We start from the raw sequence: 25,075 nt of genomic DNA on the forward strand, positions 1-25,075 counted from the left end.
GCAAGTCCAAGATTTACTGAGAGGAAGCGAGAGCAGCAATGATAGTCAATATTCTGATTGTAGCGCTTATCTTCGGGTACTCCGGCTGGATGCTGTACCGTCATGTTCAAAAGGGCAAAGAAGGCGCCTGTGCCGGCTGTGACAAAAGCAAAACCTGTTCGGCCGCGTCGCTGGATTCACCCTTGTCCTGCTGCGGAACTACAGCCGATCCCAAACACTAGATCCGTCTGCGTCCCTAGAGAAAAGAATACAATTCGTTTAGAATCCTTGGCATGCGGGTATGTTAGTTATAAGCAATTACAGCCAGACCATACCAAGGAGGAATTACCATGAACACCAAAAAGACATTGTTTACTACGGTAGCATTGGGAGCAGCCTACTTGCTGAAGAATAAGAATACGCGGGACAAGATCATGAATGGGGTCCAGTCCTTTACTGCACAGATGAAGGCCAGAAAATAGGGTGTAACCCAGGCTCTACTCAGCCGAAAAATAACTCAATCCTAAACAGCCGCGGTCCCGGGAATCCGGAGACTGCGGCTGTTTAGCTTGGTACAGGCCTTATCAGGTTCATGAAGAAGCTTCGGCAGTATCTGCCTGGTTAACAGGATCAGAAGCTAAGCGGAGCAGATATTCAAGCAGCGTACGCACCATCACACCCGTTGCCCCCTTCGGGTTCACTCCCCGCTCTTTTGACAAAAATGCCGTTCCGGCAATGTCCAAATGAATCCATGGCAGACCTTCCGCAAATTCACCGATGAATAATCCGGCTGTAGTAGCTCCGCCGTATCTTCCGGCAGCATTGCGGATATCGGCGACCTCGCTTTTTAGCATCTCGCGGAATTCCGGATAGACGGGCAGAGCCCATATCTGCTCACCTGACAGTCTGGAGGCCTCCAGAAGCTCCGTCAGGAACCCTTCATCATTCGTTACTGCGCCCGTAGCCACATCGCCCAGAATGGACAAGACCGCCCCGGTTAGCGTGGCGACATCAATAATCCGTTCTGCCCCCCACTCCCGCGCATACGTGATTGCATCTCCCAGAACTACTCTGCCTTCCGCATCGGTATTCAACACTTCAATCGTTCTTCCGCTAAGGGAGGTTATAATATCACCAGGTTTAAAAGCATTGCCTGCCGGCATATTCTCCGCCGACGGAATAAGCATGACCACATTGATCCGGGGACGCAAACGCCCCAAGGCCTCCATGACTCCGAGTACTGCGGCTGCACCACCCATGTCACTGATCATATCCTCCATCCCAGGAGCTCTTTTGAGCGAAATGCCTCCAGTGTCGAAGGTGATGCCCTTGCCGACAATCCCCACCACATTCTCCCACTGATTGGTTCCCTGATAGCGAATGGCTATCATACGCGGCGGATTCACACTGCCTTTGCCGACGGCCTGTAATCCGCCCATTCCCTTAAGTTCAATCTCACGTTCATCCAGCACCTCAGCAGGAAGGCCGTGGCGTTCGGCTACTTCAATGGCTGCTGCCGCAAGCTCTGAAGGGGTCAGGAGATTACCAGGGAGGTTGGTTAAATCCCGGGCCAGATTCGTCGCTTCCCCAAAAACCTGTCCCCGCAACATGCCTGTTTTCCATCGCTTATCCTCTGACTCTTCGGACTGACGCTCCATATGCAGCCTTACGGCGGTTAAGCCGGCGTAAGGCTGCTCCAGCTTGTATTGTCTGCGGCGGTAGGCCCCAAGAACCAGGCCTTCTGCGAGGGCCTGACCTGCTGCCTCTGCCTTCAGGGCCTCAGGCAGCAGGTTCAGCTGATCCGGGATCTGCACGATCAGAGTATCTGCCTTCAGTCTGTGAGCCGCCCTAGCGGCATGCGCCATCAGCAGCCGCAGGTCATGGACTGCTGCGCTGCCATTGCCGCTTCCGGCCAGAATGACAACCGGCGGACCCGGACGGCCAGTCACCGGCAGCAGGTAGATTTGCCCCAGCCTGCCGCTAAACAGCCCTGCCTTGGTCAACAGGCCGATTCTCTCCGCCCATTCCGCCGAAAGTCCTTCTCCCAGCGCCTGTGCCTCCGAGACTATGAGACATAAGGCATCACCTTGCAGCGAAGCTGCCTCTGAACCGCTGCTCCATTCAATATTCATGCTGCATCCCTCCACTGGCTCACTGTATTATTCTAAATAACGCAGACAAGGCTGATCTCCCGCACACAACCGTGCACTGCAGGAATCAGCCCATAATGTATTGATTATAACCCGGAAACCTGGAAATACCGAGTCTATTGTTAGATTAATGAATGAGCGGAAGCGAAATCACGAACCGGGTTCCCTCATTCAGCCGGCTGCTGACAGAGATGCAGCCACCATGATTCTTGATGATACGGTCACTGACTGAGAGTCCTAATCCCGTACCATTCTCCTTGGTAGTGAAGAAAGGATTGAACAGCCTATCCAGTGTGCAGATATCCATGCCTTTGCCATTGTCAGAGATAAAAATCCGCACCTCTGTTCCTTCTTTGCGTGCTCCGACCTCTATTCTGCCCATGGAATCATCCGCTCTCTCCGAGATCGCTTCCATAGCGTTTCGAATCATGTTTAAGACGACCTGCTTCATTTGTTTCGTGTCTCCGGAGATGAACAGATCTTCCTGAAGCACCTGCAGATTAATCTGGCAGCCCTTCATCAGCGCTTCACTCTCTGTAAGCAGAACAACTTCCTTAAGCAGCGCCGAGACAGGAATCATACTGACCTGTGGTACCGATGGCTTGGAGGAAGTCAGAAATTCATGAATAATGTCATTGGCACGATCAATCTCAGCCAATATAATCTTCGCATACTCCTCCTTGCCGAGCAGGTGAAGATGGGGATGCAGCAATTGAATAAAACCCCGGATCGCAGTCAGCGGGTTGCGGATCTCATGGGCAATTGAAGCCGATAATCTGCCGAGCATCGCCAGACTGTCGTTCTGGTATGCTGTCTGTTCAATCAGCTTAAAGTCTGAGATCTCTTTAAGCGTGAACAGGTAGCAGCCCTTCATCTGCTCTCCACTGCAGAGAGAAGCGCGCCAGTACCGGCCATATTCATCTACAAATTCATAGCTTGGCTTACCTTTGACCACCATTTCACGGTAGCTCCGCAATACCTGTTTCTTCTTAAAACGGCTTAATTGAATATGGGCTAACAGATGGTTCAGAGTGCAGCCGAGTAGAGAATGGCGGTTAAGCTCCAGTATACCGTACATCTGCTTATTTACGAACGTCAGAACTCCCTCTTCATCAAAAAGCATAATTCCGCTGTCGATATGCTCCAGAACATCCTCATATGTAGTATCCATCGGTCCAGATTGAAACGTTCTTGCCGGTAAAAGCAAGCTTTCCTGATATTGGCTTATCACGATACGAAGTTCCCCCTTTTACTGCAATTGACGAGACGCTTAAGCGACATCAAATTACTATGTATATGAGTATATGACGAAGCCGCCAGAACATTCGGAAATCGTATTATATTATCCAACCGTTTCAACTATATTCCAATCATATCCAAGAGAAGAAGACAACGCAACCGGAGAAACTGTCGAATGATAAAAATATTCTTAAAATGATTCTTAAGACACATTAAATATCGTTAGAATATTTCGTTTCCTGCAAATACAATGAAAAGAGCCTCCGCATTTCGCGAAGACTCTCCTCTTTTATGACATTCCGTGGAAGCATTAAGCTTGGTATTCAGGCTTTCTGCTGCAGCCGGTGACGCCGCTGACTCATAACCGCCAGACGCTTTTTCAGTTCACGTTCCCATTTGGTATCGCCAATTTGTTTGGCTACGGCCAGCAGGTCAAGCGACATGTCGATTTGGCTGCGCACAATAGCGAGCGGATCCTCGCTCTCCATATTTATCACATTCTCGAAGATCGCTTCCTCATCTTCCATTACATAATCCTGGAAATCAACATCCGTAACTCCGTCGCCATGGGCATATTCTGCCAGGATTTCATATTCATTTTCGACTTTATAATGTACCTCTACCCGGTGGCATACCGGACAAAAAAGCAGGGGAACATTATGGACTTGCGTGCGATAATGCTTTAGGGTCCCCTTAGTTCCAACCATACTCGCTCCACAGCAAAAGCTCATTTTTGTTCACCCTCCTTGATTTTTTCCGTTGAATTCCTATTATTATATTACACAATGGCAGGAGAGATTCCTCTCCTTGAAGCTATATATTAACCTTAACGCCCATTTTCAAACGGCTTGTCCGGTAAGGATGGGCCGTTTGGTGCAAAAAACCCCCTTGCCGGGAAATACTCCCGCAAGGAGGTTCTCTTCGTATATCAAAGATCGCAGCTATGAGGACCGGCAGCTTACAGATTCTTGTCGCCTGGTTTCCAGTTCATAGCGCATAGCCCGCCGGATTGCAGAGCCTGCAGAACACGCAGAGTTTCTTCTACACTGCGGCCTACATCATTGTGGTTAACCACTTGATATTTCAGTTCGCCATCAGGATCGATAATGAACAATCCGCGGAGTGCGATACCTTCTTCTTCGATCAGGACGCCATAATCGCTGGCAACCTTCTTCGTGATATCAGACGCCAGCGGGAAGTTAACCGGACCAAGGCCATTCATATCCTTAGGGGTTGTCAACCAGGCTTTGTGGCTGTGGATGGAGTCGATGCTCACCCCAAGAATTTCTGTATCGAGTTCTGCGAAATCAGCCGCAGCATCACTCAGTGCTGTAATTTCGGTCGGACATACAAATGTGAAATCAAGCGGATAAAAGAAGAATACAAGCCATTTGCCGCGATAGTCGGACAAGCTAACCTTACCGAAATCCTTACCGTCGCCCGTTACTGTCTCCATGAAGAAATCAGGGGCTGGTTTACCTACCAAACGTTCTGCCATTGCTTAAATCCTCCTTTGATTATGTAAGAAAAACAACTACGGTGCCGTTAGCCGGTGCAATATGCTTTTCTTGATTTTGATGGGATGGTTACATTGTTGCTTCTACAGAACAAATGTTATCATCGTACAAAATCAAAGTCAATATTACATTGATTACTTTTTTATAATTATTATAAATAAGCAACATTTTGTGAAGTTTTTCTTCTTACTGCGTCAAAGGAGGGCATATGTGGTAGAACTAGGCTCTGCGGATAGCAGCAACAATCAGATCGCCCATCTCAGTAGTACTGATTGCCTTGGTCTTGTCTACCGCGATATCGCTGGTCCGGTGACCGGCATCGAGCACCTCAGCGACAGCTGCTTCTATGGCAGCCGCTGCCTCTTCGTAGCCGAAGGTCATGCGGAACATCAGCGCAAGCGACAGAATCGTCGCGATCGGATTCGCGAGCCCCTGGCCGGCAATATCAGGCGCAGAGCCGTGTACCGGCTCGTAGAGGCCGTAGCTGCCTTCTCCCAGTGAAGCGGAAGCCAGCATACCGATGGAACCGGTCAGCATCGCTGCTTCATCACTCAGGATATCTCCGAACATGTTCTCAGTAACGATGACATCGAAGCTCGAAGGGCGGCGCAGCAGCTGCATTGCACAGTTATCCACCAGCACATGCTCCAGCTCTACCTGCGGATATTCCGGTGCCAGTCTGTTTACTACCTCACGCCAGAGGCGCGAGGTCTCCAGCACATTGGCTTTATCGACACTGGCCAGCTTATTCCGGCGTTTGCCGGCAATCTCGAACGCCTGGCGTACAATGCGCTCTACTTCCGTTACGTTGTACACGCAGGTATCCACAGCTTCTTCTCCGTGTTCACCCTGACGGCGCAGCTTCTCACCGAAATAAATACCGCCTGTCAGCTCACGCACCACCATCAGGTCCGTGCCTTCCAGTACTTCCGGTTTCAGCGTTGAAGCATCCTTCAGGCAGTCGAAGACAACTGCAGGACGCAGATTGGAGAACAGACCCAGTGCTTTGCGGATACCCAGCAGTCCCGTTTCCGGGCGCAGCTCCTTCGGGTTGTTATCCCACTTTGGTCCGCCAACGGCTCCCAGGAGTACGGCATCTGCACTGCGGCAGATTTCCAGCGTATCCTCCGGCAGCGGTGTTCCCCGCTCGTCAATGGCAATTCCGCCGAAGAGGGCATGCTCCGTTTCAAAAGCAAAGCCAAACACTTCTTCCGTTCTTTTCAATACTTTTTCCGCTTCTGCCACAACTTCAGGTCCGATACCGTCCCCGGCAATTACGGCGATTTTCTTAACCTCGCTCATTCCTGTCACTCCTTAGGTAGTCCTGCTGCTCGCAGACATAGTTCTTCTGTATATTGTTGTATCATAACAACAGACAAAGGACAAAGATATAGATTCTATTGAACTGATAGTTTTTCCCTATAAAGGAGGAAGCACTGACTTAATCTGCACAGTTTGCTCTTAAATCTGAAGTTGTTTACAATTAGTATGCAAATGTTGTAAATAACCGTTAGTCCATCTTAATGAGGGAGTGATACTAAGGTGCAATATACTAAGCTTGGCAAGTCCGGTATGAAGGTTAGCCGCCTCTGTCTGGGAACGATGAATTTCGGGCCGATTACCGACGAGAAGGAAGCCTTCCGCATCATGGATGCTGCGCTGGACGCCGGAGTCAACTTTTTTGATACCGCTAACGTGTATGGTTGGGGAGAAAATTCCGGCCTGACCGAGACCATTATCGGGCGTTGGTTCAAGCAGGGCGGCGGACGCCGTGAAAAGGTCGTTCTCGCCACTAAGGTCTATGGCGCCATGAGTGACAAGCTGGATGGTCCAAACGATGAGGCCGGCCTCTCCTCTTATATTATCCGCAGGCACCTGGAAGCCTCTCTGCAGCGTCTGCAGACTGATCATGTTGAACTCTACCAGATGCACCATATCGACCGCAACGTGTCGTGGGATGAGCTGTGGGGCGCCTTTGAGCTTGCTGTCAGCCAGGGCAAGATCGGTTATGTCGGCTCCAGTAACTTTGCCGGCTGGGATATTGCCGTAGCCCAGCAGGAAGCGAAGGCCCGCGGGTTCCTGGGACTGGTATCGGAGCAGCATAAATACAGCCTCACCTGCCGTCTGCCGGAGCTGGAGGTCCTGCCTGCGGCCCAGCATCTCGGTCTTGGAATTATCCCGTGGAGCCCGCTTGACGGGGGACTCCTCGGCCGCAATGCCTTGAAGAAGATCGAAGGCAGCCGCAGCGGGGGCAATTCAGAACGTGTAGAGCAGCATAAGAGCCAGCTGGAAGCCTTTGCGGAGCTGAGTCTGGAGCTGGGCGAACCGCAGGATAATCTCGCATTGGCCTGGCTCCTGGCCAATCCTGCGGTGACGGCTCCGATTATAGGACCGCGTACGCTGGAACAATTCGAAAGCGCGCTGCGCAGCTTGGAGATCACCCTGGACGAGTCCGTGCTGAAACGTCTGGACGAGATTTTCCCGGGACCTGGCGGTGCTGCTCCGAAGGCTTATGCCTGGTAAGCAGGGTTTAAGAAGCCAGATCTGACTCCTATTCTATTCTATAGCAGGGCATAAAAAGAGCTGTTCACCGGCAATTATCCGGTAAACAGCTCTTTGTGCAATTTACTCTGCGGTGTCCACCGTCACAGAACCATTACTGGTGGACAAAGTAACCTCATGGGTTCCGCTGCCAAGCACAGCTGTTCCATTGTCATCATCGCCGTCCCAGGTAACATTCCCTTTAAGCGAGCCATTGCTCGTATCCGCATGGATTGTCGCATCTGTAACAGCCGGCAGGCCCACCACAACCTTGCCATTGCTGGATTTCAGCTCCCAGTCGCCTGTCACCGCAGAATTGACCGTAATCTTGCCGTTGCTGCTCTTGGCAGATAAGGAGCCGTCGATATTGCCCAGTGTGATCGCCCCGTTCGAGCTGACCAGCTCCACTTTACCCTGTATATTCTGCACGGTTACTGTACCATTGCTGGTGTGAGCCTCCACGCCTCCGGTAATATCATGGATATCCATTGTCCCGTTGCTGGTGTCCACATCAATGCCTGCCGTCAGACCGGCAGCTTCGATAGATCCGTCGCTGGTCTCTACCTGGGCGGCTAAATTCTGCGGAATGCTGACATTCAGGTAAGGAGCTTTAACATTGATCCCGAATTGAATGTTCGCGAGCCAGCCGGAATCTCCTTCCAGCTCCATGACAATCGTGTCCCCTTCGGTCGTCACTTTCCATTTACGCTCCAGTGCGCTTGCTGCTTCACTGTCCGTATTGCCCGGCAGCTCCAGCTTTCCTTCATACTCAAGGGTGTTTCCTTGCACGCCTTCAATCTTAACCTTGCCGTCAGGCAATTCAATCCGCACATTCTTAATTTCCTGATTCACTTCTACCGTCCCGCTTACCGGGACAAGCGTTGTATTGCCCAAGATACTGCTCAACGAACCGCCGGCCAGTACCGTCTGTGCCCCGCTTGCAGCGACAAGCACGATAATGAGTACAATCGCCCAGCCGCTCACGCGGCTCTTGACATCCGATTTAATGAAGAGCCTAAGCAGCATCTCCAGCCCGAACAGAATAAGCAATGCCGGCCAGATATAGCCCAGCGCCTCGTAAGTGATTACATCGTACTGGGCGAGTACTACAATGACCCCAATCACAATGCAGCCTATCGCGGCGGTAAAGCTGCCGATTTTCCATCTCCCCATGGTTCATTTCCCCATTTCACTATACTTTAGAATTGTTCTTCAGCATTCTCAGTCCATATCCGATCAAGGCAAGAGACAGCAGGATCGCCCCGATGTTCATGTCATTGAGTATTCTCCAGAGGGTTGGGAATGCCGTAATGAGCATTAGCATAATACCCGCTATTACACAGCCTATGCCTACCCATACCGGATTAACATCATCATGCGGATACACCGGAGGTGCCGGCATCCCCATAGTCCAAGGTGCCCCGAAGCTGTCCGGATGGAACATCATCCGCTCATGCTCAGCCGCAGAGAGCTTCATCCAGGCCGCTTTTTGCAGCGCATCGAATAGCTGATAGAACCAGAGTGCTGCCAGCGCGAACGGAAATACGGTGGGCATCGACGGAATGAACATAATACACAGCGATGCTCCAAGCATATACTCAAGACCCAGCTTTTTGAAGCCTAAATACATATGGCCCAGTCCCGGAACCATCGCCAGGAGAAAGGTGAGCCAGCGTCTTTTCTTAATCATATAATACCCTCCTAAAAGTTTTGCGGAACATCCGCTTCTTCGAAATCTTCTTGCAGCAGAGCTGCTGCTATCGTACGCAGGTTTTAGTATGAATTAGCCGGAATAGCCCCTGCGGATTGTTGGATTATTTGCCTTGAGGGCCGAACCAGGCGCTGACTGAAGTGGACATTTGCCCATTAATTTCGGTAATGCCATAGGCAAGGTGTTCGAACACACCGAACTGCAGCAGGAGAAAAGTCAGCCCCACGGCAACGCCATAATGCATCCAGGAGGTTCCCGGGGCGGTACGCCGTCTGGACATTGTTGCTTTAATCACCCGTTCCCTGCGGCCATTCTCCATACGGTCAATCTTAGCCATCACATCCGCTGTAAGATCAGGGAAGTTCATAGGCTGCATTGCTTCCTGGCCAAGGCCGTCCAGCCCTGCTTCCATCTCATTCCACAGCGCTGCGAGACCGCGTGCCTCTTCCAGCCACTGCGCGCAGTCGGGACAGGACTCGGCATGCAGGCGGATTGTCTGCTGCGCCTCAGGCGGCAGCTGGCCATCGATATAATGCGGCATCCATTCTTTTACTGTTGCACAATTCATCGCCATTCCTCCCCGCTTTTGCGCATCATCTGTCTGGCCCGATACAGCTGCGATTCAACCGTTTTGACCGAAATCCCTTTCTGATCGGCAATCTCCTGATACGAGTGTCGCTGAAAGTAGTACAGCTGCACAACCGACCGGTACGGCTCTGTCAGACTGTTCAAATTCTCACCGAGCTCCTGGGAGGCTTCCTTACGGAGCGCCATCTGCTCAGGCGTTTGCGAAGTCACCCAATCATTCTCCGTGTAGTCCGCAGTGCTCCGGTGCCGCCATTCCCGGTCATTGGCCCGTTTCCAGTCCAGACAGGTCCGGTAAGCAATACGGTACAGCCAAGTGGAGAAGGAGGACTGTCCTCTGAAGGAGGGGAGAGCCTTATAGGCTTTGATGAAGACTTCCTGGGCCATATCCTTGGCCGACTCGGCTTCTCCAGTGATTTTGATGCATACACTATATACCATGCCCTGATAACGCGTCACCAGGTGCCCAAAGGCCTGATGCTCTCCGCCGAGCACAGCAGTAATCCACTCCGTCTCTTCCACGTAATTCTCCCCTCCTTCAGTTACATAACGTTAGACGCCGGGCAGGCTGATGCCCCTGCAGGATATGTAGAATTTTTTAAAAATAATTTTTGTAGTCTATTCTACTTTACTATATCCTACATGGAGCTTATCCTCTACAGAAAGGGAATTCCCTTTTCTTGTCGAAATCATTTATCATCATGGCTAGGCAGCATACAAATAGAAGCGGCTGCTCCCCCTTAAGAGCATGTTATCCGTTTCAGCGATAAAGATAAGGAAAGCGGTGGACAGAAATGATTCGAGCTATGCTAGTGGATGATGAACGTCTTGCACTTATAAAACTTCAGCTCATGCTTGAAGAATTAACGTCAGTACAGATCCTTGCCGCTTTTACAGACCCTTATGAAGCGGTAAAAGCAGCGCCGGAGCTGGACCCGGAAGTTATTTTCCTGGATATTGATATGCCCGAGATGAATGGAGTTCAAGCTGGTGAAATCCTGCAGAATCTTTGCCCCCGTGCCAAAATCATATTTGTGACCGCATACAATAACTACGCTGTAGATGCTTTTGAACTAAACGCGCTTGATTATGTATTGAAGCCGGTAAGCAGAAGCAGGCTGGTGAAGACTATCCAGCGTCTGGAGGAACGGATAGAGCTGGAGCCCGACAAGAAAATTGCAGATCATCAAATCATGATCCGCAGCCTCCAGTCCCTGCGTTTCGAGCGCGGCGGACAGCCACTAAGCAATATTCGCTGGCGTACCTCGAAAGCCCAGGAGCTGTTTGCTTATCTTTTCCATAACCGTAACCGGTTTGTCAGCAAGGACAGCCTGATCGATCTCCTGTGGCCTGATTTCAATCTCAAAAAAGCCTCAACCCACCTGTACACTACCATTTATCAGGTAAGGCAGTGCTTGAAGCAGGGAGAAATCGATCTCCCCATCAATAATGTCAGCGGCGGAGAAGGCTATACCCTGGAGACCGGAGGCGCTTTAATTGACAGCTACGAATGGGAGAAAGGCCTTCTTACTCTGGAGCCGGTCAGTGCAGGCAATATTCAAGAGCATCAGCGTCTGCTGGATTTCTACACTGGTGATTATTTGGCCGACTACGATTATTTGTGGGCTGAGAGTGAACGTCAGCGGCTCCGGACGATCTGGCTGCATCATGCACTGAGTCTGGCAGCATTCTATATAGAGACCAGCAAACTCCCGGAGGCTGTTACGATATATCAGCGTCTTGTCCGTCTTCAGCCTTATTTCGAACAGGGATATTTCGGACTCATGAAAACGTATGATATCATCGGTGAACGCTCAGGGGTTGAGGAGCAATATAACACGATGACAGCTCTTTGGAACGGGGAACTGGGGATCAGCCTGCCGGCAAATATAACCCGGTGGTACGAGGAATGGAAGCAGAATAATTTCAGAAGTCTGTGAATTAATCTTATGCTTCTGCTGAATATAAGAACAAGACAACCCGCCCGGAGCATTTGCTTCGGGCGGGTTGTCTGTATACCACTGTAACCTTGTTTATGCTATCACTTATTACTCCGGTTTATTGCGTGTCTTGAATCTCCGTGCCAGGATTATCCCCAGAACGATCAGTCCTCCACCCATCAGATACAATGGAAGCGGGCTTTCTTCACCTGTCTTAGGGAGATCTCCAGGCAGGCCATCTTCACTGGAGGTTGTATCAGTTACCGTACCTGTCGGCACTTCGTCAACACCCACCTCAATAATAATATCCTGATCATTGCTGTCTTCATCCGTTACAGTAATGATGAACTTATCCTTGCCGGTATATCCCGGATCAGGAGTATAAGTCCATTTGCCGTCTGGTGTAACGACTACTGTACCATGTGTCGGTTCCACGCTAAGGCTTGGAATGCCGCCCAGCGGAATCTCCCCCTCGATTGGAATATCCTGAACAGTAGTTGCTGACGTAGCCTGTGGCGTCGGTGTACTGCTTACTGCAGGTGCAGTAGGACTTAAGGTCGCTATTGGTGTAGGTCCCGGTGTAACCGCTACGCCAGGTACTCCTGTTGCTGAAGGACCAGGTGTACTAGTTACACCTGGCGTTACCGTACTAACCGGAGTAGGTGTCGGGGTAACCACCGGGTACGTTCCGGGCGCTCCTGTCGGTGCCGGTATGTCTTTATTCGTAATTGGGGCCAGCACCTGTTGTACCTTCGAATCAATGATGATGCTGCGCTCCGATGAATCCAAATAATAGCCTATAGGAGCCACGGTTTCCTGCAGTGTGTATACTCCAAGCTTCAAATCCTTAAATTCAATCTCACCATTCATGTCGGTAATTCCCGTTGCAACTACGCTCTTGCTGGAATCATAAAGCTTAAACTCAGCCCCGGCAAGCTTTCTCGCTGCATTACCTTCGGCGATCTTAACGAGCTTGATTGAACCCAAGGTCTCTTGGTTTGTGATTGGTGCTAATACCTGCTGCACCTTTGAATTAATCGTAATAGTGCGCTCCGTTGAATCTATTTCATATCCTGTTGGCGCCTTGGTTTCTTCCAGCGTGTACGTGCCCAGCTTCAACTCATCGAACACAATTTCACCGTTCGCATTGGTAGTTTTCGTTGCTACCACAACCTTGCTGGAATTCGTGAGCTTGAACTCTGCTCCGGCAAGCTTTTTGGCGGCATCAGCGGCGTCTACCTTGATGAGCTTGAGCGAACCCAAGGTTTCCACGTTCTGAATGGGAGCCAGCACCTGCTGGGCCTTCCCGCTGATTGTGATGTTACGCACTGTTCCATCCAGATCATACCCGGCTGGAGCCTTGGTCTCCTCCAGTGTGTATTTGCCTAGCTTCAAATCATTAAATACCAGTTCACCACTAACATTGGTGGTGCCTGTTACTACCGCACCGCTGCTGGAATTCGTAAGCTTGAACTCTGCTCCCGTAAGCTTTTTCGTGGAATCAGCTCCGCCAACCTTAACGAGCTTGAGCGAACCCAGGGTCTCCTGGTTCTTAATAGGGTCGAGCACCTTCTGTACATTGGAATCAATCGTGATATTCTGTGGAGTCCCCTCCAAGTCATATCCGGCTGGAGCTGCAGTCTCCTCCAGGGTATAGACTCCGACCTTCAAATTATCAAACACAATTTCACCATTGGCATTGGTAGTCTTTGTTCCTACCACAACCTTGCTGGAATTCGTGAGCTTGAATACAGCTCCTTCAAGCTTCTTATTCCCGTCAGTTGCATCGACCTTAACAAACTTAATCGAGCCTATGGTCTCTATATTTGCAATTGGGCTCAGTACAAGCTGATCCTTCGAAGTAATCTTGACATTGCGTACCCTTGCATCCAAATCATATCCGTATGGGGCCTTGGTTTCCACCAGGGTATAGTCCCCAAGATTCAGATCAGTGAATTCAATCTCACCATCGGCATTCGTAACACCCGTCACCGCTACATTTGTGCTGGTATTCGTGAGTCTGAACTCTGCTCCGGCCAGCTTTTTATTCACATTATAATAATCTACCTTACTTACCTTGAGTGAGCCCAATGTTTTGGTGTTCTTAATTGGGTCCAGCACCAGCTGATCCTTTGAATCAATCTTGATACTACGCACTGTTCCATCTAAATCATATCCGGTTGGAGCCTTGACTTCCTCCAGTGTGTACGTTCCAAGCTTCAAATCATCGAATACAATTTCACCATTGGCATTGGTAGTCCCTGCCGCAACCACAGTATTGCTGGAATTGTATAATTCGAACTTTGCTCCTGCAAGCTTCTTCGTTCCGTCCGCTGCATCCACCTTTATGAGCTTGAGTGAGCCTGTGGTTGCTTTATTGGGGATCGACGGCAGAACCTGCTGTACTTTCGAATCAATCTTGACATTACGCACCGTCTCATCCAATTCATACCCAGTTGGAGCTTCGGTCTCCTTCAGTGTATAGTCTCCAAGCTTCAAATTATTGAAAACTATTTCACCATTGGCACTGGTAGTCGCCGTTGCCACCATAGCATCGCTGGAATTGTACAGTTCGAACTTCGCTCCGGCAAGCTGCTTCGTTCCGTCCGCGGCATCTACTTTAACAAGCTTGAGTGAACCCAAGGTTTCTTTATTCGTAATTGGAGCCAGCACCTGCTGTACTTTCGAACTAATCGTGAGGTTGCGCACCGTGGAATCCAAATCATATCCGGCCGGAGCCTTGGTTTCCTCCAGTGTATATGCTCCAATCTTCAGATTATCGAATATAATTTCACCACTGGCGTTAGTAGTTGCCGCTGCCACCATGGCATCGCTGGAATTGTACAACTCGAACTTCGCTCCTGCAAGCATCTTCGTACTGTCAGCTGCATCTACCTTAACGAGCTTGAGTGAGCCCAGAATTGCTGTATTCTTGATCGGTTCCAGAACCTTCTGCACATCCGAATCAATCGTAATGCTCTGCTTTGTTGAATCCAATTCATATCCGGCCGGAGCAGCTGTTTCCTGATAGAAATAGGTTCCGAACTTTAAATTACTGAATACAATTTCCCCGCTGGCATTAGTAGTAGATGTTGCCACTAGAGTATTGCTGGAATTGTATAACTCAAACTTTGCTCCTGCAAGCTTCTTCGTTGCATCATCTTTATCTACCTTTATTAGCTTAAGCGAACCTTGAAGTGCTTCATTAGTAACCGTCACGGCCTTTTGTTGAGCCGGATCAATAGTTACGGGAACACTATTACCATTAAGCTTATATCCAGCCGGTGCTTTAGTTTCTTTGTATGTGTAGCTTCCTCCCATTAATTTCGTAAATAATACTACGCCGTTTGAATCGGTAGTTCCCGTTTCGACCAATTTATTCGTAGTATCATACAGTTCAAATTCTGCACCTGCAAGTTTTCTGGACGAATCATCCTGAGCAACCTTAGTCAGCTTGAGCGAGCCGTTATAATCATTCGTAACGGTCAGCAGAACAGGTGTAGAAGAATTAATGGTTACCGTCCGCACTGTAGTATCCAGTGCATATCCGGAGGGTGCCTTTGTTTCCTTTAGAACATATTTACCGGCCCGCAAATTAGTGAACTCCAGATTGCCAGCTGAATCGCTGGCTGCTTTCACTGTATCCTTCAGTTCTGTGCCTACAATACGATCCAGGGAGAACTCAGCACCCTGCAGATTTTTAGTTTGGTCTGCATTTGTTTTCAGCACCTTAAGCGAGCCTTTCACACCGCTTCCCGTGCCTCCGGTATCAACGATGGTGAAGTTTTGGGTGAATGAAGAAGGTTTACTTACCAGTTGGGACCCCAATCCACTGAACGATACAGCATTGGTTACAGGTACGGTCCCTACTGCCGCAATGACTGACTTATAGGTGAGAATGTATGGTTTATTAATGGTGTTCGTAAATGCCAGCTTGAATGTATCCTTGCCGGTACTATCCGTGATGAAATCCAGCGTATAATCCTTGTCACGCTCAAGCTTGGTAGCCGTAACATTTACAGTACCGTTCGCAGGGTTAACAGTGGTCTCAACCAGCTGGAAGCTTTCAGGAAGCAGTACCTGATTACTACTCGGAGTATCCACGACTTGAACATTGCTCACGTTTGACTGGTTTGCATTAATCGTTACTGTCCAGTTAATGATAGTTTGATCAGAACTATCCCGGGATCCGGTTTTTGTTACATATTGTCCGCCATTCGTTACACTTGCACTACCGGATAATACTTCCGAGACTGGCTTATCGTCCGAGTTATTCAAAATGGCGTTATTAGCAACGCTAGACAGGTTAATATCACCGTCTTTGAACTCCGTTTTAAAAACTACATAGAAAGCATAATCCACGCTGTCTTTGAATTTAACCTTGAGCAATTTATCTGTTACAGTAACTGTGTAGTCTGTACCCTCAACCAAAGCAGGATTTACAGAGTAATGTGCTCCATCAGCACCATAATTCAGCTTATTAACGATTACAGTACCCGCAACTACCTGCTGACCCGCCGGAAGGGTATCAACCAGCTCCGCACCTGCAGCGAGCACTCTTTTATTATAGTTCGCTCCAACTGTCCAGGTGATTTTCTTACTGGCTATATCATACTTTCCTGTCTTAAATCCATTCTTAATAACCTTACCGTCTGGAGTGAATGTTGAACTTGATGTCTGAGCACTGCTTGATGTTTTTTCATTCCACACAATGGATGCAGTATTAATGAAATATTTTGAAGCAGTGATCAATGAGTAATAATCAAATTTTGTACTGTACGTAATCGTGTAAGCCTTAGTAATTGGCTTTAAAAATTTAATCTCAAAACCCTCATTCACCTTAAATTCACCAGAGCCTAAATTGGTGATCTCATAATCTGTACCTTCAACAAGCGCAGGCGAAATATCCGGTTTCCCGATCAGTTGCAATCCTGCGTTAGTAAATTTATCGGTAAGTACCAGGTTTGTCATAGTTCTGCTGTCTTCATTAACCTTAATAGTCCATTTCACGGTCTTGTTCAAGTAGTCTACATCCGTACCGTTATTTACAGCCTGCTTGTTCAAAATACGTTGGGTAGTCGAAGTACTCGCTTGAACAGTTTGCCCGTTATAAGTCGCCTTATTTACGATGCTCTCACCAGTGTATACCCGCTCAGCTACCTTTGTCTTATAGACAATCCGGTAGGCAGATTGAATATCATGGTTGAACTGAAGCTTAAATCCAGCTGTACCTGATACGTCAGGTAGTTGGGTAAGCGTATAATCCGTATCTGCAAGCAACGTTCCGTCATCTGTTCCAGACCCATTTTGATCGAGCTTGACTTTATAGATAATCATTGAATCAGCAACATAGTCTTGGGTTATGTTGAAATAGTCAGTCAGGACAGCATTATTTGACGTTATTGACTTTTCATTATAATTGAACCGAATCTCCCAAGTAATAGTCTCATCTGAGGAATTATATCCGCTTGTAAACTTTTCCAGCGTTTTGCCCAAGTTAATATTAACCTCTGCAGAGGCAGATTGAGGTGAGCCATTAGCAGTCAGTGTAGCTGTATTATTAAACTTTGTTTGCTCTGTAGTACTTATGTTCTTGGTAGTAAACTTTATCCGGTAGGCTTCATTTATTGAATTTTTGAATTTCAGATCCAGTTTGGTCAGATCACTTGCGGTCGTGTCATAGAGTGCAGAACTGACCTGCCCGCCAAGGGTTAAGTTTCCTTTAACATCCACCGTCAAGGCATATACAGCAATAGAAGCCGGATCCAGCTCCAAGCCTGTCTGCATGGGGTCCGTAATTACAGCATTATCAAGTTTGTTCAAAAGCGTATTTACATCAACCGTCCAGTCAATACTGCTGGCATTATATTTTTGCGGCATTGGTGTTCCGGTTTTGGTGATAGCTTTGCCGTTACTGGGTTGAACCTGGAGTGTAATTGAGTTATTGGCATTTCCCGCTATCGGAAAATGGAGCACCTGCGTTGTGCTGCCGGTAACTGTAGTTGAGCTTAGGGTAGATTCAACCCAAAAAGTGCCTTTTATATCTAATAGCCCTTCAATATTTTCATTAAAAACAAATACGACTTTATTATCAGCACCTACAGTATAAGTACCGATTCCATTAGCGAATTCACTATTAACCAGCGTACCGGAATACGTTTGATTAATTTTTAATTGGGAAGGAAGGGTGTACGTGTATGTAGCGCCTTTGTCATACTTTGCATCCGGAAGCTCATATGTCAAATTCAGCTTAACCATAGAATCCAGCTTGTACACACTATCCGTAACCTGCATCCCATTTTCGTAAACCGAGAGTGTTACAGTTTTAACAATATCTTCGGTAATTTCTGTGTTCACTGCATCCGCATTTACATTGGTGAAGAAACCCATTGCCTGAGCAAATGTTGTTACAAATAGTATTATTCCAAGCCCCAGTGCCCATTTTTTCTTTTTCAATAATCTCAAGACCTCTCCCTCTTTCATATGTATAATTTGTTCTTACCTCAGTCGTGGAATGATCAGATTAGACATTAGAGCAGTGACATGAACATTTTCTGAACAGCTAAGTAATTTCTCCATTTCTCACTCCAATTTCCTAAAAACCGCTTAGTATTGACAAAGAAAGTGCCAAAAGGCGTGTTTATGACAAGTTAAATTGTAACTAAAGTCACTGATAAATCACTGACAAACCGCTCATAGACCATAATTCCCCCAGGAAAAACAAAAAAAGCCATCCGGTCAGCAGAATGTTCTGCTGGCCCAATGGCTTAACCATAGGTTTCAATTAAGTTAAAGCTACTATATATACCGTTTACAGGCTGGCCTGGTCAGCCGGGAGCAGCGACTTACGCTTCTCAATCAGCTTGTTCAGCGCATCCAGATAGGCTCTGGCACTCGCTTCCAGAATATCGGTACTGAGTCCGCGGCCCTGCGCTGCGATTTCGCCTTGGGACAGCACAACATGAACCTCACCCTGCGCGTCTTTGCCTCTGCTGACTGCCTTGATCGAATAGTCTCCCAAGGTGACTTCTTCACCAGTAGCCTGATCAATGGCGTTATAGATCGCGTCTACGGAACCATTGCCCTCAGCAACTGCCACAATCGGCTGCGGCTCCTGCCCGTTAATAATAACTTTGGCCGTTGGCGTAGCTTCATTACCATAAGTCACATATATCGTCTGCAGGCTGAAGGTCTCCGGTGTATCGATCAGCTTCTCTTCCAGAAGAGCCAGAATATCCTCATCCGAGACTTCCTTCTTCTTGTCCGCCAGATCCTTGAACTTGGCAAAAGCGGCATTCAGCTCTTCCTCCGGGACGTCATAGCCCAGATCACTGAGCTTGTCGCGGAAGGCATGGCGTCCGGAGTGCTTGCCGAGCACCAGCTTGCTCTCTTTGAGGCCGATCGTTTCAGGTGTCATGATCTCGTAGGTGGTCTTCTCCTTCAGCATGCCATCCTGATGAATACCGGATTCATGGGCGAAGGCGTTGGCACCGACGATGGCTTTATTCCCGGGCACTACCATCCCGGTCAGCTTGCTGACCAAGCGGCTGGTACGGGATATTTCCGACAGGACCAGTGAAGTTTTGGCGTCAAAAAATTCGCTCCGGGTCTCCAGCGCCAGCGCTACCTCTTCAATCGCTGTATTTCCTGCCCGCTCTCCAATACCGTTGATGGTCCCTTCAATCTGATCTGCACCATTCTGAATCGCAGCCAGCGTATTGGCGGTGGCCATCCCCAGATCATTATGACAATGTGCACTGAGCTGTACACGTTCGATATCAGGCACCGTATCCTTCAGGAATTTGAAAATCGCTCCGTATTCCGAAGGATTCAAATAGCCCACAGTGTCAGGGATGTTCACCACATTGGCACCTTCACGGATCGCCATCGACACCATTTCAGCCATGAAATCACGTTCTGTCCGGCCGGCATCCTCCAAAGAGAACTCCAGCTTGGGGAAATATTTCTTGGCATAACGGATAGCCGACTGCGCAGTTTCCAGTACCTGTGCTTTATCCATACGGAGCTTGTGCTGGCGGTGAATCGGTGATGTAGCAAGAAAAATATGAATACAAGGATCCTGTGCACCCTGCAGCGCTTCCTTAACCGCATCGATATCACTCTCTCTAGAACGGGAGAGGCCAATCAAAGTGACGTTCTTCACGGCTCTGGCCACTGCGTTAACCGCAGCCAGATCTCCGGGTGAAGCCGCAGGGAATCCGGCTTCCATCCGGTCAATTCCCAGCTTCTCCAGCTGATAGGCGATTTCCACCTTCTCGCGCGTGTTGAGGTTCACACCCGGTGACTGCTCTCCGTCACGCAGCGTCGTGTCGAACACATATATTTTCCGCATGCTGAGCACCTCCTGCAAATTGTCCATAAATCCCCAAATGCGGCTCGCAAAATTACGGCCGCATCTGAGGATCACCTATGGTTCATGTAGTCTTAAGTATATGTCCTATTTCTTAATCCAGTGCATCATTTCACGCAGCTGGCTCCCTACCACTTCTACCGGATGAGCGGCTTCATTGCGGCGGGTAGCAGTCAGGAAGGCGCGGCCGGATTGGTTCTCAAGGATGAAGTCGCGGGCGAATTTACCTTGTTGAATATCGGACAGCACTTCTTTCATTGCTTTTTTAGTTTCATCCGTGATGATGCGTGGTCCAGTTACATAATCACCGTATTCAGCTGTGTTGCTGATGGAATCGCGCATAGTGGCAAGTCCGCCTTCATACACCAGGTCCACAATCAATTTCATTTCATGCAGACACTCGAAGTATGCCATCTCAGGAGCATAACCGGCTTCTGTCAGTGTTTCGAATCCGGCTTTGATCAGTGCGGATACACCGCCGCAGAGGACAGCTTGTTCACCGAACAAATCTGTTTCTGTTTCTTCACGGAAGGAAGTTTCGATAACTCCTGCACGGGTACAGCCGATACCTTTGGCATATGCAAGTCCGATCGCCTTGGCATTACCGGTTGCGTCCTGTTCAATGGCGATCAGGCCGGGAACTCCGAAGCCTTCAACATAAGTACGGCGGACCATGTGGCCCGGGGACTTAGGTGCTACCAGCAGCACGTCTGCATCCTTAGGAGCAACGATTTGACCAAAATGTACGTTAAAGCCGTGGGAGAACATCAGAGCCGCGCCATTCTTCAGGTTCGGTTCAATTTCATTCTTATATACGGATGCCTGTGTTTCGTCCGGCATGAGAATCTGCACTACATCTGCACGGGATACTGCTTCTGCAACAGACAATACTTCAAAACCGTCATTCTTCGCAGTTTCAAATGATTTGCCTTCACGCAGGCCGATGACAACCTGGAGTCCACTGTCACGCAAGTTCTGTGCCTGAGCATGCCCTTGGCTTCCGTACCCGATTACTGCAATTGTCTTTCCTTTTAATACGCTAAGTTCTGCATCCTGTTCATAGTACGTTGTAACTGCCATTGTCAATATCCTCCTTTAATTTGGACCCATCGTAAAGAGCGGGTGCTTCAAGAGCGCAGGGCTTCAATACTTATGCATTGGCGTCTCCTCAAGCCCCCGCTCTTTCGCGGGAAAACCTAACCATATCTTAATAAATTAATGCAAGCAAGCAGTAATTCGTTAAAGCTATAAATTGTGACGATCAGGCATTGCCGCGAATCATCGCCGTTACACCTGTTCGTGACAGTTCCTTAATACCATATGGCTTCAGCAGCTCAATCATAGCATCAATTTTCTGGGTCTCTCCAACTACCTGTACTAATAAGCTAGTTGTTCCGATATCCACTACCGAGGCCCGGAAGGTTTCGACCACGCCCATAATCTCAGGCCGTTCAGCCGGATCAGCCTTGACCTTAATCAGCGCCAGCTCACGGGCAACCATGGGCTTGGAGCCAAGATCAATGACCTTGATGACATCAATCAGCTTATAGAGCTGCTTCTCAATCTGCTCAAGCGTATGCTGGTCTCCAAGAGTAACGATAACCATCCGGGACAGCCCAATCTCTTCAGACTGGCCTACAGTAATACTCTCAATATTGAACCCCCGGCGGCCGAACAGTCCGGATACCCGCTGCAGCACACCCGGCTGGTCATTTACAAGCACGGAAATCGTATGTCTCATCACCGCTATTCATCCCCCATCAGCATTTGATCAATGGTTGACCCTTGGGTTACCATCGGGTAGACATTCTCGTCTTTAGGGACAACGAATTCTACCAGGACGGGTCCAGGTGTTTCCAGGGCTTCTTTCCACGCGGCTCCGGCTTCCTCTTTATTCGTAGCCCGCAGACCCTTAACTCCGTAAGCTTCAGCCAATTTCACAAAATCCGGACTGCCGGCAAGATCGGTATAGCTGTAACGCTTCTCATAGATGAGATTCTGCCATTGCCGGACCATTCCCAGTACCTGATTATTGATTACGACGATTTTGACCGGAATCTTATTAATCGCGCAAATCGCAAGTTCCTGTGAACACATCTGCATGCCGCCGTCACCATTAATGGAGACTACCAGCCGCTCCGGATGTGCCATTTGCGCCCCGATTGCCGCAGGGAAGCCGAAGCCCATTGTACCAAGACCACCCGAAGTAATCCATGCACGAGGGTGATTGAATTTGTAATATTGTGCAGCCCACATCTGGTGCTGTCCTACGTCAGTAGTAACAATTGCCTCGCCTTTAGTGGTGTCATTAATCATTTGAATTACCCATTGCGGTTTCAGCTCTGCCTCAGAATCTTTATAACGCAACGGCTGATCCAGCTTCCACTGGGCGATTTGCGTTCTCCAGGCATCCGCATTCGCGGCCCGCTTCACATCAGGGATCAGCATTTCCAGCACGGTTTTTACATCGCCAACGATCGGAATATCAGGCGATACATTCTTGCCGATCTCCGCCGGATCAATATCGATATGAACAATCTTGGCTTTTGGAGCAAAACCATCCAGCTTACCGGTTACACGGTCATCAAACCGGGCACCGATATTAATCAGCAGGTCGCATTGTTGAATCGCATTGTTCGCTGTATAGGTACCGTGCATGCCCGGCATTCCCATCCACAGATCCTCCGCACTCGGATAACAGCCGAGACCCAGCAATGTTGTAGTAATAGGAATTTCTGTACGCTTCACGAATTCATACATCGCCTCATGCGCTCCGGAGTAAATGACCCCGCCGCCTGCAATAATAATCGGACGCTCTGCAGCAGCAATGGCCTTCACCAGCTTATCAAGCTGAAGCTTGTTAGGCACTGTGCGCGGGTTGTAACCGCGAAGGTTAACGCCTTGCTGCTGAACCGGCGTGAACAATGTCTTCGCAGCCGATACATCCTTCGGAATATCAATCAGCACCGGACCCTTGCGTCCGGTATTCGCGATATGGAATGCCTCATGAATAATTCGCGGCAGGTCTTCAACATCCCGTACCAGATAGCTGTGCTTCGTAATCGGCATCGTTATACCAGTAATATCCGCTTCCTGAAAAGCATCTGTGCCGATCAGGCTGGAGAATACGTTCCCGGTGATTACCACCAGCGGAACAGAGTCCATGAATGCAGTAGCAATTCCTGTTACCAGATTAGTTGCCCCCGGGCCTGAAGTGGCGATACATACGCCTGCTTTGCCGCTCGCTCTGGCATATCCGTCAGCCGCATGAATCGCTCCCTGCTCATGGCGTGTCAGAATATGTTTGAAATCATCGAATCCATAAAGAGCATCATAGATATAGAGTACAGCCCCGCCCGGATATCCGAATACAGTATCCACACCTTCCAGTACTAGACTGCGCAGCAGGACTTCAGACCCTGTAATCACCTCAGGATTTTTCCATTTCTCACGTAACTGCTCTATAGACCGCACTTCTTCCGGTAATTGCGCGCTCATCAGTATTCCTCCCTTCGATTGTTCACATTCATTATTCAAATGACAGGACGTCTTTTATACAACAATTAATATTGGCGAACGGGCCGTAAATCCTCCTCATTCAACAAAAAAACCTCTCGCCTCCCACGCGCAGAATAAGCGCGTGAGGGACGAAAGGTTTAGCTTCCGTGGTACCACCCATGTTTGCATTCCATCTCACGATGAAATGCCTTATCAGGATACAAAAATCCATCGATGTAGGCAGGGCCCAAATCTCTGTAACCTGAAGTCCCTAACGCGGACTAGACGATTCCCCCTAATAATTCCAACGCTCTTGCTGATGGACCTTTCAGGGAAACAGCTCCGAGGTGAGCTCGTATATAAGGGATTTTGGTGGAGGTTGCAGCAATTCCTCTCACTCTCTGAACAAAAGAGCCCTTAAAACTTCGTCCTCTTCATCGCCGATACATGTATGTTCGTTAAAATGTTTAGACACATTATATGATTTCCTCACACGGTAAGTCAATACCCATCTTCCGGATATATATTAAATTCTTCACAAAATGTTGTTCTACCCTTTCCGGAACGCCCACACCAAGCAGGGCATATGATGTACGACAATGCGTGGAAAGGGGGCATTTTATGATTCGTTACCGCAGACCCAAGCAGGATGACACCGTCATTTTTGACTTGATTGAAAAGCAGCTTGTCCCGCTATCCCATCTTCCACAGACGATTATCAATCAGGTCAGAAAAGATCTGCCCCGCCGTCTGGGGCAAGGCGTTACTCTCGTGGCTTGTCCTGACTATGAGAGTGATCCGCTGGGGTTCGTACACTTTATGCTGCATGGAGATTTGTTATATATCGATATGCTCGCCATTGCGCCTAATGCAAGGCGTAGGCGTTACGGGAATATGCTGATGGACAGAGCGGAGCGGTTTGCACTATCACGTGCATGCCGGCGGGCTAAGGTTTCTGTGGATACCGGAAATACAGCCGGTCTTGCCTTTTATGAAAAACTGGGCTACAGCGTAGCCCGTTATCAACCGCAAAACTACTGTTATGAGCTTGAAAAACAGTTTATCTGACGAACTCTGACCGCTCTACAGCTTAAAAGAATCCAATAGGCGGAACACCATAACCGGGACCAGGACCATAACCGCCGTAAGGACCGGGAACAGGCCCAGGGCCGTAACCATATCCGCCTCCGTAAGGAGCCCCTCCATATCCATAACCCCCGCCGCCATAAGCGTATGGAGCCGTACCGACGGCCAGCAAATCAAATAATACAAGCGGAATCAATGCTTTGGTTTGTACTTTTTTACCACTGATACGCTGTAAAACAAGACGGTTGCCCGAAACACGGAGTAACTTGCCCATCACCTTGGAGCCGTCTTTTTTTACTGCAACGATATTTCTACCCACCAGCTTCATGACTTGTTTTTTCGTAACCGGCTGTGCCATAATATCCCTCCTAATGAGTTTCTTAAGCAGTCTATTCGCCTCAGCCGGTATTTGCCTGTACATCTGTCCTGCCCGAATCATGAAGGAGCAGCATCACCGC

General features: G+C 48.8%; 20 protein-coding genes. 5 read left to right on the forward strand and 15 right to left on the reverse strand.

All coding sequences use genetic code 11. From position 1 onward, the window contains the following. Positions 1–38: 38 nt before the first annotated feature. Both MKX70_RS32085 and MKX70_RS32090 read left to right on the forward strand, forming a co-directional pair. Positions 39–221: a FeoB-associated Cys-rich membrane protein gene (locus MKX70_RS32085; RefSeq protein ID WP_039301473.1), complete on the forward strand. Its 183-nt coding sequence runs from the start codon at positions 39–41 to the stop codon at positions 219–221. Between the two features lie 108 nt (positions 222–329). Further along, positions 330–461 carry a hypothetical protein gene (locus tag MKX70_RS32090; protein WP_256704057.1) on the forward strand — a complete coding sequence of 44 codons (132 nt, stop codon included), beginning with the start codon at positions 330–332 and terminating at the stop codon, positions 459–461. A 108-nt stretch (positions 462–569) separates the two neighbouring features. Here the strand turns inward: MKX70_RS32090 and MKX70_RS32095 are convergent, their stop codons facing one another. The 5 genes from MKX70_RS32095 to leuB all read right to left on the reverse strand — a co-directional run bounded on the left by MKX70_RS32095 (position 570) and on the right by leuB (position 6,187). After that, positions 570–2,111: a leucyl aminopeptidase gene (locus tag MKX70_RS32095; protein ID WP_340789590.1), complete on the reverse strand. Its 1,542-nt coding sequence runs from the start codon at positions 2,109–2,111 to the stop codon at positions 570–572. A gap of 145 nt (positions 2,112–2,256) precedes the next feature. After that, positions 2,257–3,360 carry an ATP-binding protein gene (locus MKX70_RS32100; protein ID WP_042233416.1) on the reverse strand — a complete coding sequence of 368 codons (1,104 nt, stop codon included), beginning with the start codon at positions 3,358–3,360 and terminating at the stop codon, positions 2,257–2,259. Positions 3,361–3,691: 331 nt separating this feature from the next. Beyond that, positions 3,692–4,099 (reverse strand): hypothetical protein, encoded by a 408-nt coding sequence (locus tag MKX70_RS32105; protein WP_039301477.1) that lies wholly within the window; start codon positions 4,097–4,099, stop codon positions 3,692–3,694. A 227-nt stretch (positions 4,100–4,326) separates the two neighbouring features. Further along, positions 4,327–4,866, reverse strand: coding sequence for a peroxiredoxin (locus tag MKX70_RS32110; RefSeq protein WP_039301479.1), 540 nt, complete (start codon positions 4,864–4,866; stop codon positions 4,327–4,329). 238 nt (positions 4,867–5,104) lie between these two features. Further along, positions 5,105–6,187: a 3-isopropylmalate dehydrogenase gene (gene leuB / locus MKX70_RS32115; RefSeq protein WP_340789594.1), complete on the reverse strand. Its 1,083-nt coding sequence runs from the start codon at positions 6,185–6,187 to the stop codon at positions 5,105–5,107. A 240-nt stretch (positions 6,188–6,427) separates the two neighbouring features. Here leuB and MKX70_RS32120 point away from each other — a divergent pair, with 240 nt between their 5' ends. Then, a complete protein-coding gene (locus tag MKX70_RS32120) occupies positions 6,428–7,408 on the forward strand; it encodes an aldo/keto reductase (protein ID WP_042233412.1) in 981 nt (326 codons plus the stop codon). Between the two features lie 102 nt (positions 7,409–7,510). Here the strand turns inward: MKX70_RS32120 and MKX70_RS32125 are convergent, their stop codons facing one another. From MKX70_RS32125 to MKX70_RS32140, 4 genes are all read right to left on the reverse strand, one after another. Then, positions 7,511–8,599: a LiaF transmembrane domain-containing protein gene (locus MKX70_RS32125; protein WP_340789597.1), complete on the reverse strand. Its 1,089-nt coding sequence runs from the start codon at positions 8,597–8,599 to the stop codon at positions 7,511–7,513. Between the two features lie 19 nt (positions 8,600–8,618). After that, positions 8,619–9,116, reverse strand: coding sequence for a hypothetical protein (locus MKX70_RS32130; RefSeq protein ID WP_042233408.1), 498 nt, complete (start codon positions 9,114–9,116; stop codon positions 8,619–8,621). A 124-nt stretch (positions 9,117–9,240) separates the two neighbouring features. Then, the gene (locus tag MKX70_RS32135) at positions 9,241–9,705 is read right to left on the reverse strand and encodes a zf-HC2 domain-containing protein (protein ID WP_042233407.1); all 465 of its coding nucleotides are present in this window, start codon (positions 9,703–9,705) and stop codon (positions 9,241–9,243) included. Next, positions 9,702–10,244 carry an RNA polymerase sigma factor gene (locus tag MKX70_RS32140; protein ID WP_042233405.1) on the reverse strand — a complete coding sequence of 181 codons (543 nt, stop codon included), beginning with the start codon at positions 10,242–10,244 and terminating at the stop codon, positions 9,702–9,704. The genes MKX70_RS32135 and MKX70_RS32140 overlap by 4 nt, the downstream gene beginning before the upstream one ends. A gap of 272 nt (positions 10,245–10,516) precedes the next feature. Here MKX70_RS32140 and MKX70_RS32145 point away from each other — a divergent pair, with 272 nt between their 5' ends. Then, a complete protein-coding gene (locus MKX70_RS32145) occupies positions 10,517–11,662 on the forward strand; it encodes a response regulator (protein ID WP_081956401.1) in 1,146 nt (381 codons plus the stop codon). 108 nt (positions 11,663–11,770) lie between these two features. On the opposite strand, the gene MKX70_RS32150 is transcribed toward MKX70_RS32145, so the two are convergent. From MKX70_RS32150 to ilvB, 5 genes are all read right to left on the reverse strand, one after another. Then, positions 11,771–18,127 carry a SpaA isopeptide-forming pilin-related protein gene (locus tag MKX70_RS32150; protein WP_340841552.1) on the reverse strand — a complete coding sequence of 2,119 codons (6,357 nt, stop codon included), beginning with the start codon at positions 18,125–18,127 and terminating at the stop codon, positions 11,771–11,773. Between the two features lie 346 nt (positions 18,128–18,473). Then, positions 18,474–20,015 carry a 2-isopropylmalate synthase gene (locus tag MKX70_RS32155; protein ID WP_042233401.1) on the reverse strand — a complete coding sequence of 514 codons (1,542 nt, stop codon included), beginning with the start codon at positions 20,013–20,015 and terminating at the stop codon, positions 18,474–18,476. A 105-nt stretch (positions 20,016–20,120) separates the two neighbouring features. After that, positions 20,121–21,113 carry a ketol-acid reductoisomerase gene (ilvC, locus tag MKX70_RS32160; protein WP_039301500.1) on the reverse strand — a complete coding sequence of 331 codons (993 nt, stop codon included), beginning with the start codon at positions 21,111–21,113 and terminating at the stop codon, positions 20,121–20,123. A 181-nt stretch (positions 21,114–21,294) separates the two neighbouring features. After that, positions 21,295–21,774 carry an acetolactate synthase small subunit gene (ilvN, locus tag MKX70_RS32165; protein WP_039301592.1) on the reverse strand — a complete coding sequence of 160 codons (480 nt, stop codon included), beginning with the start codon at positions 21,772–21,774 and terminating at the stop codon, positions 21,295–21,297. A gap of 5 nt (positions 21,775–21,779) precedes the next feature. After that, positions 21,780–23,531: a biosynthetic-type acetolactate synthase large subunit gene (ilvB, locus tag MKX70_RS32170; RefSeq protein WP_042233399.1), complete on the reverse strand. Its 1,752-nt coding sequence runs from the start codon at positions 23,529–23,531 to the stop codon at positions 21,780–21,782. A gap of 621 nt (positions 23,532–24,152) precedes the next feature. On the opposite strand from ilvB, the gene MKX70_RS32175 reads away from it, so the two are divergent. Continuing rightward, positions 24,153–24,599, forward strand: a complete 447-nt coding sequence (locus MKX70_RS32175) for a GNAT family N-acetyltransferase (protein ID WP_039301506.1) — start codon at positions 24,153–24,155, stop codon at positions 24,597–24,599. Positions 24,600–24,621: 22 nt separating this feature from the next. Here MKX70_RS32175 and MKX70_RS32180 read toward each other — a convergent pair whose 3' ends face one another. Continuing rightward, entirely contained in the window at positions 24,622–24,975 is a 354-nt protein-coding gene (locus MKX70_RS32180) for a hypothetical protein (RefSeq protein WP_042233397.1), read from the reverse strand. Positions 24,976–25,075: the final 100 nt, after the last annotated feature.

The sequence above is a fragment of the Paenibacillus sp. FSL R7-0312 genome (assembly GCF_038004445.1).
GTDB lineage: Bacteria > Bacillota > Bacilli > Paenibacillales > Paenibacillaceae > Paenibacillus_AQ.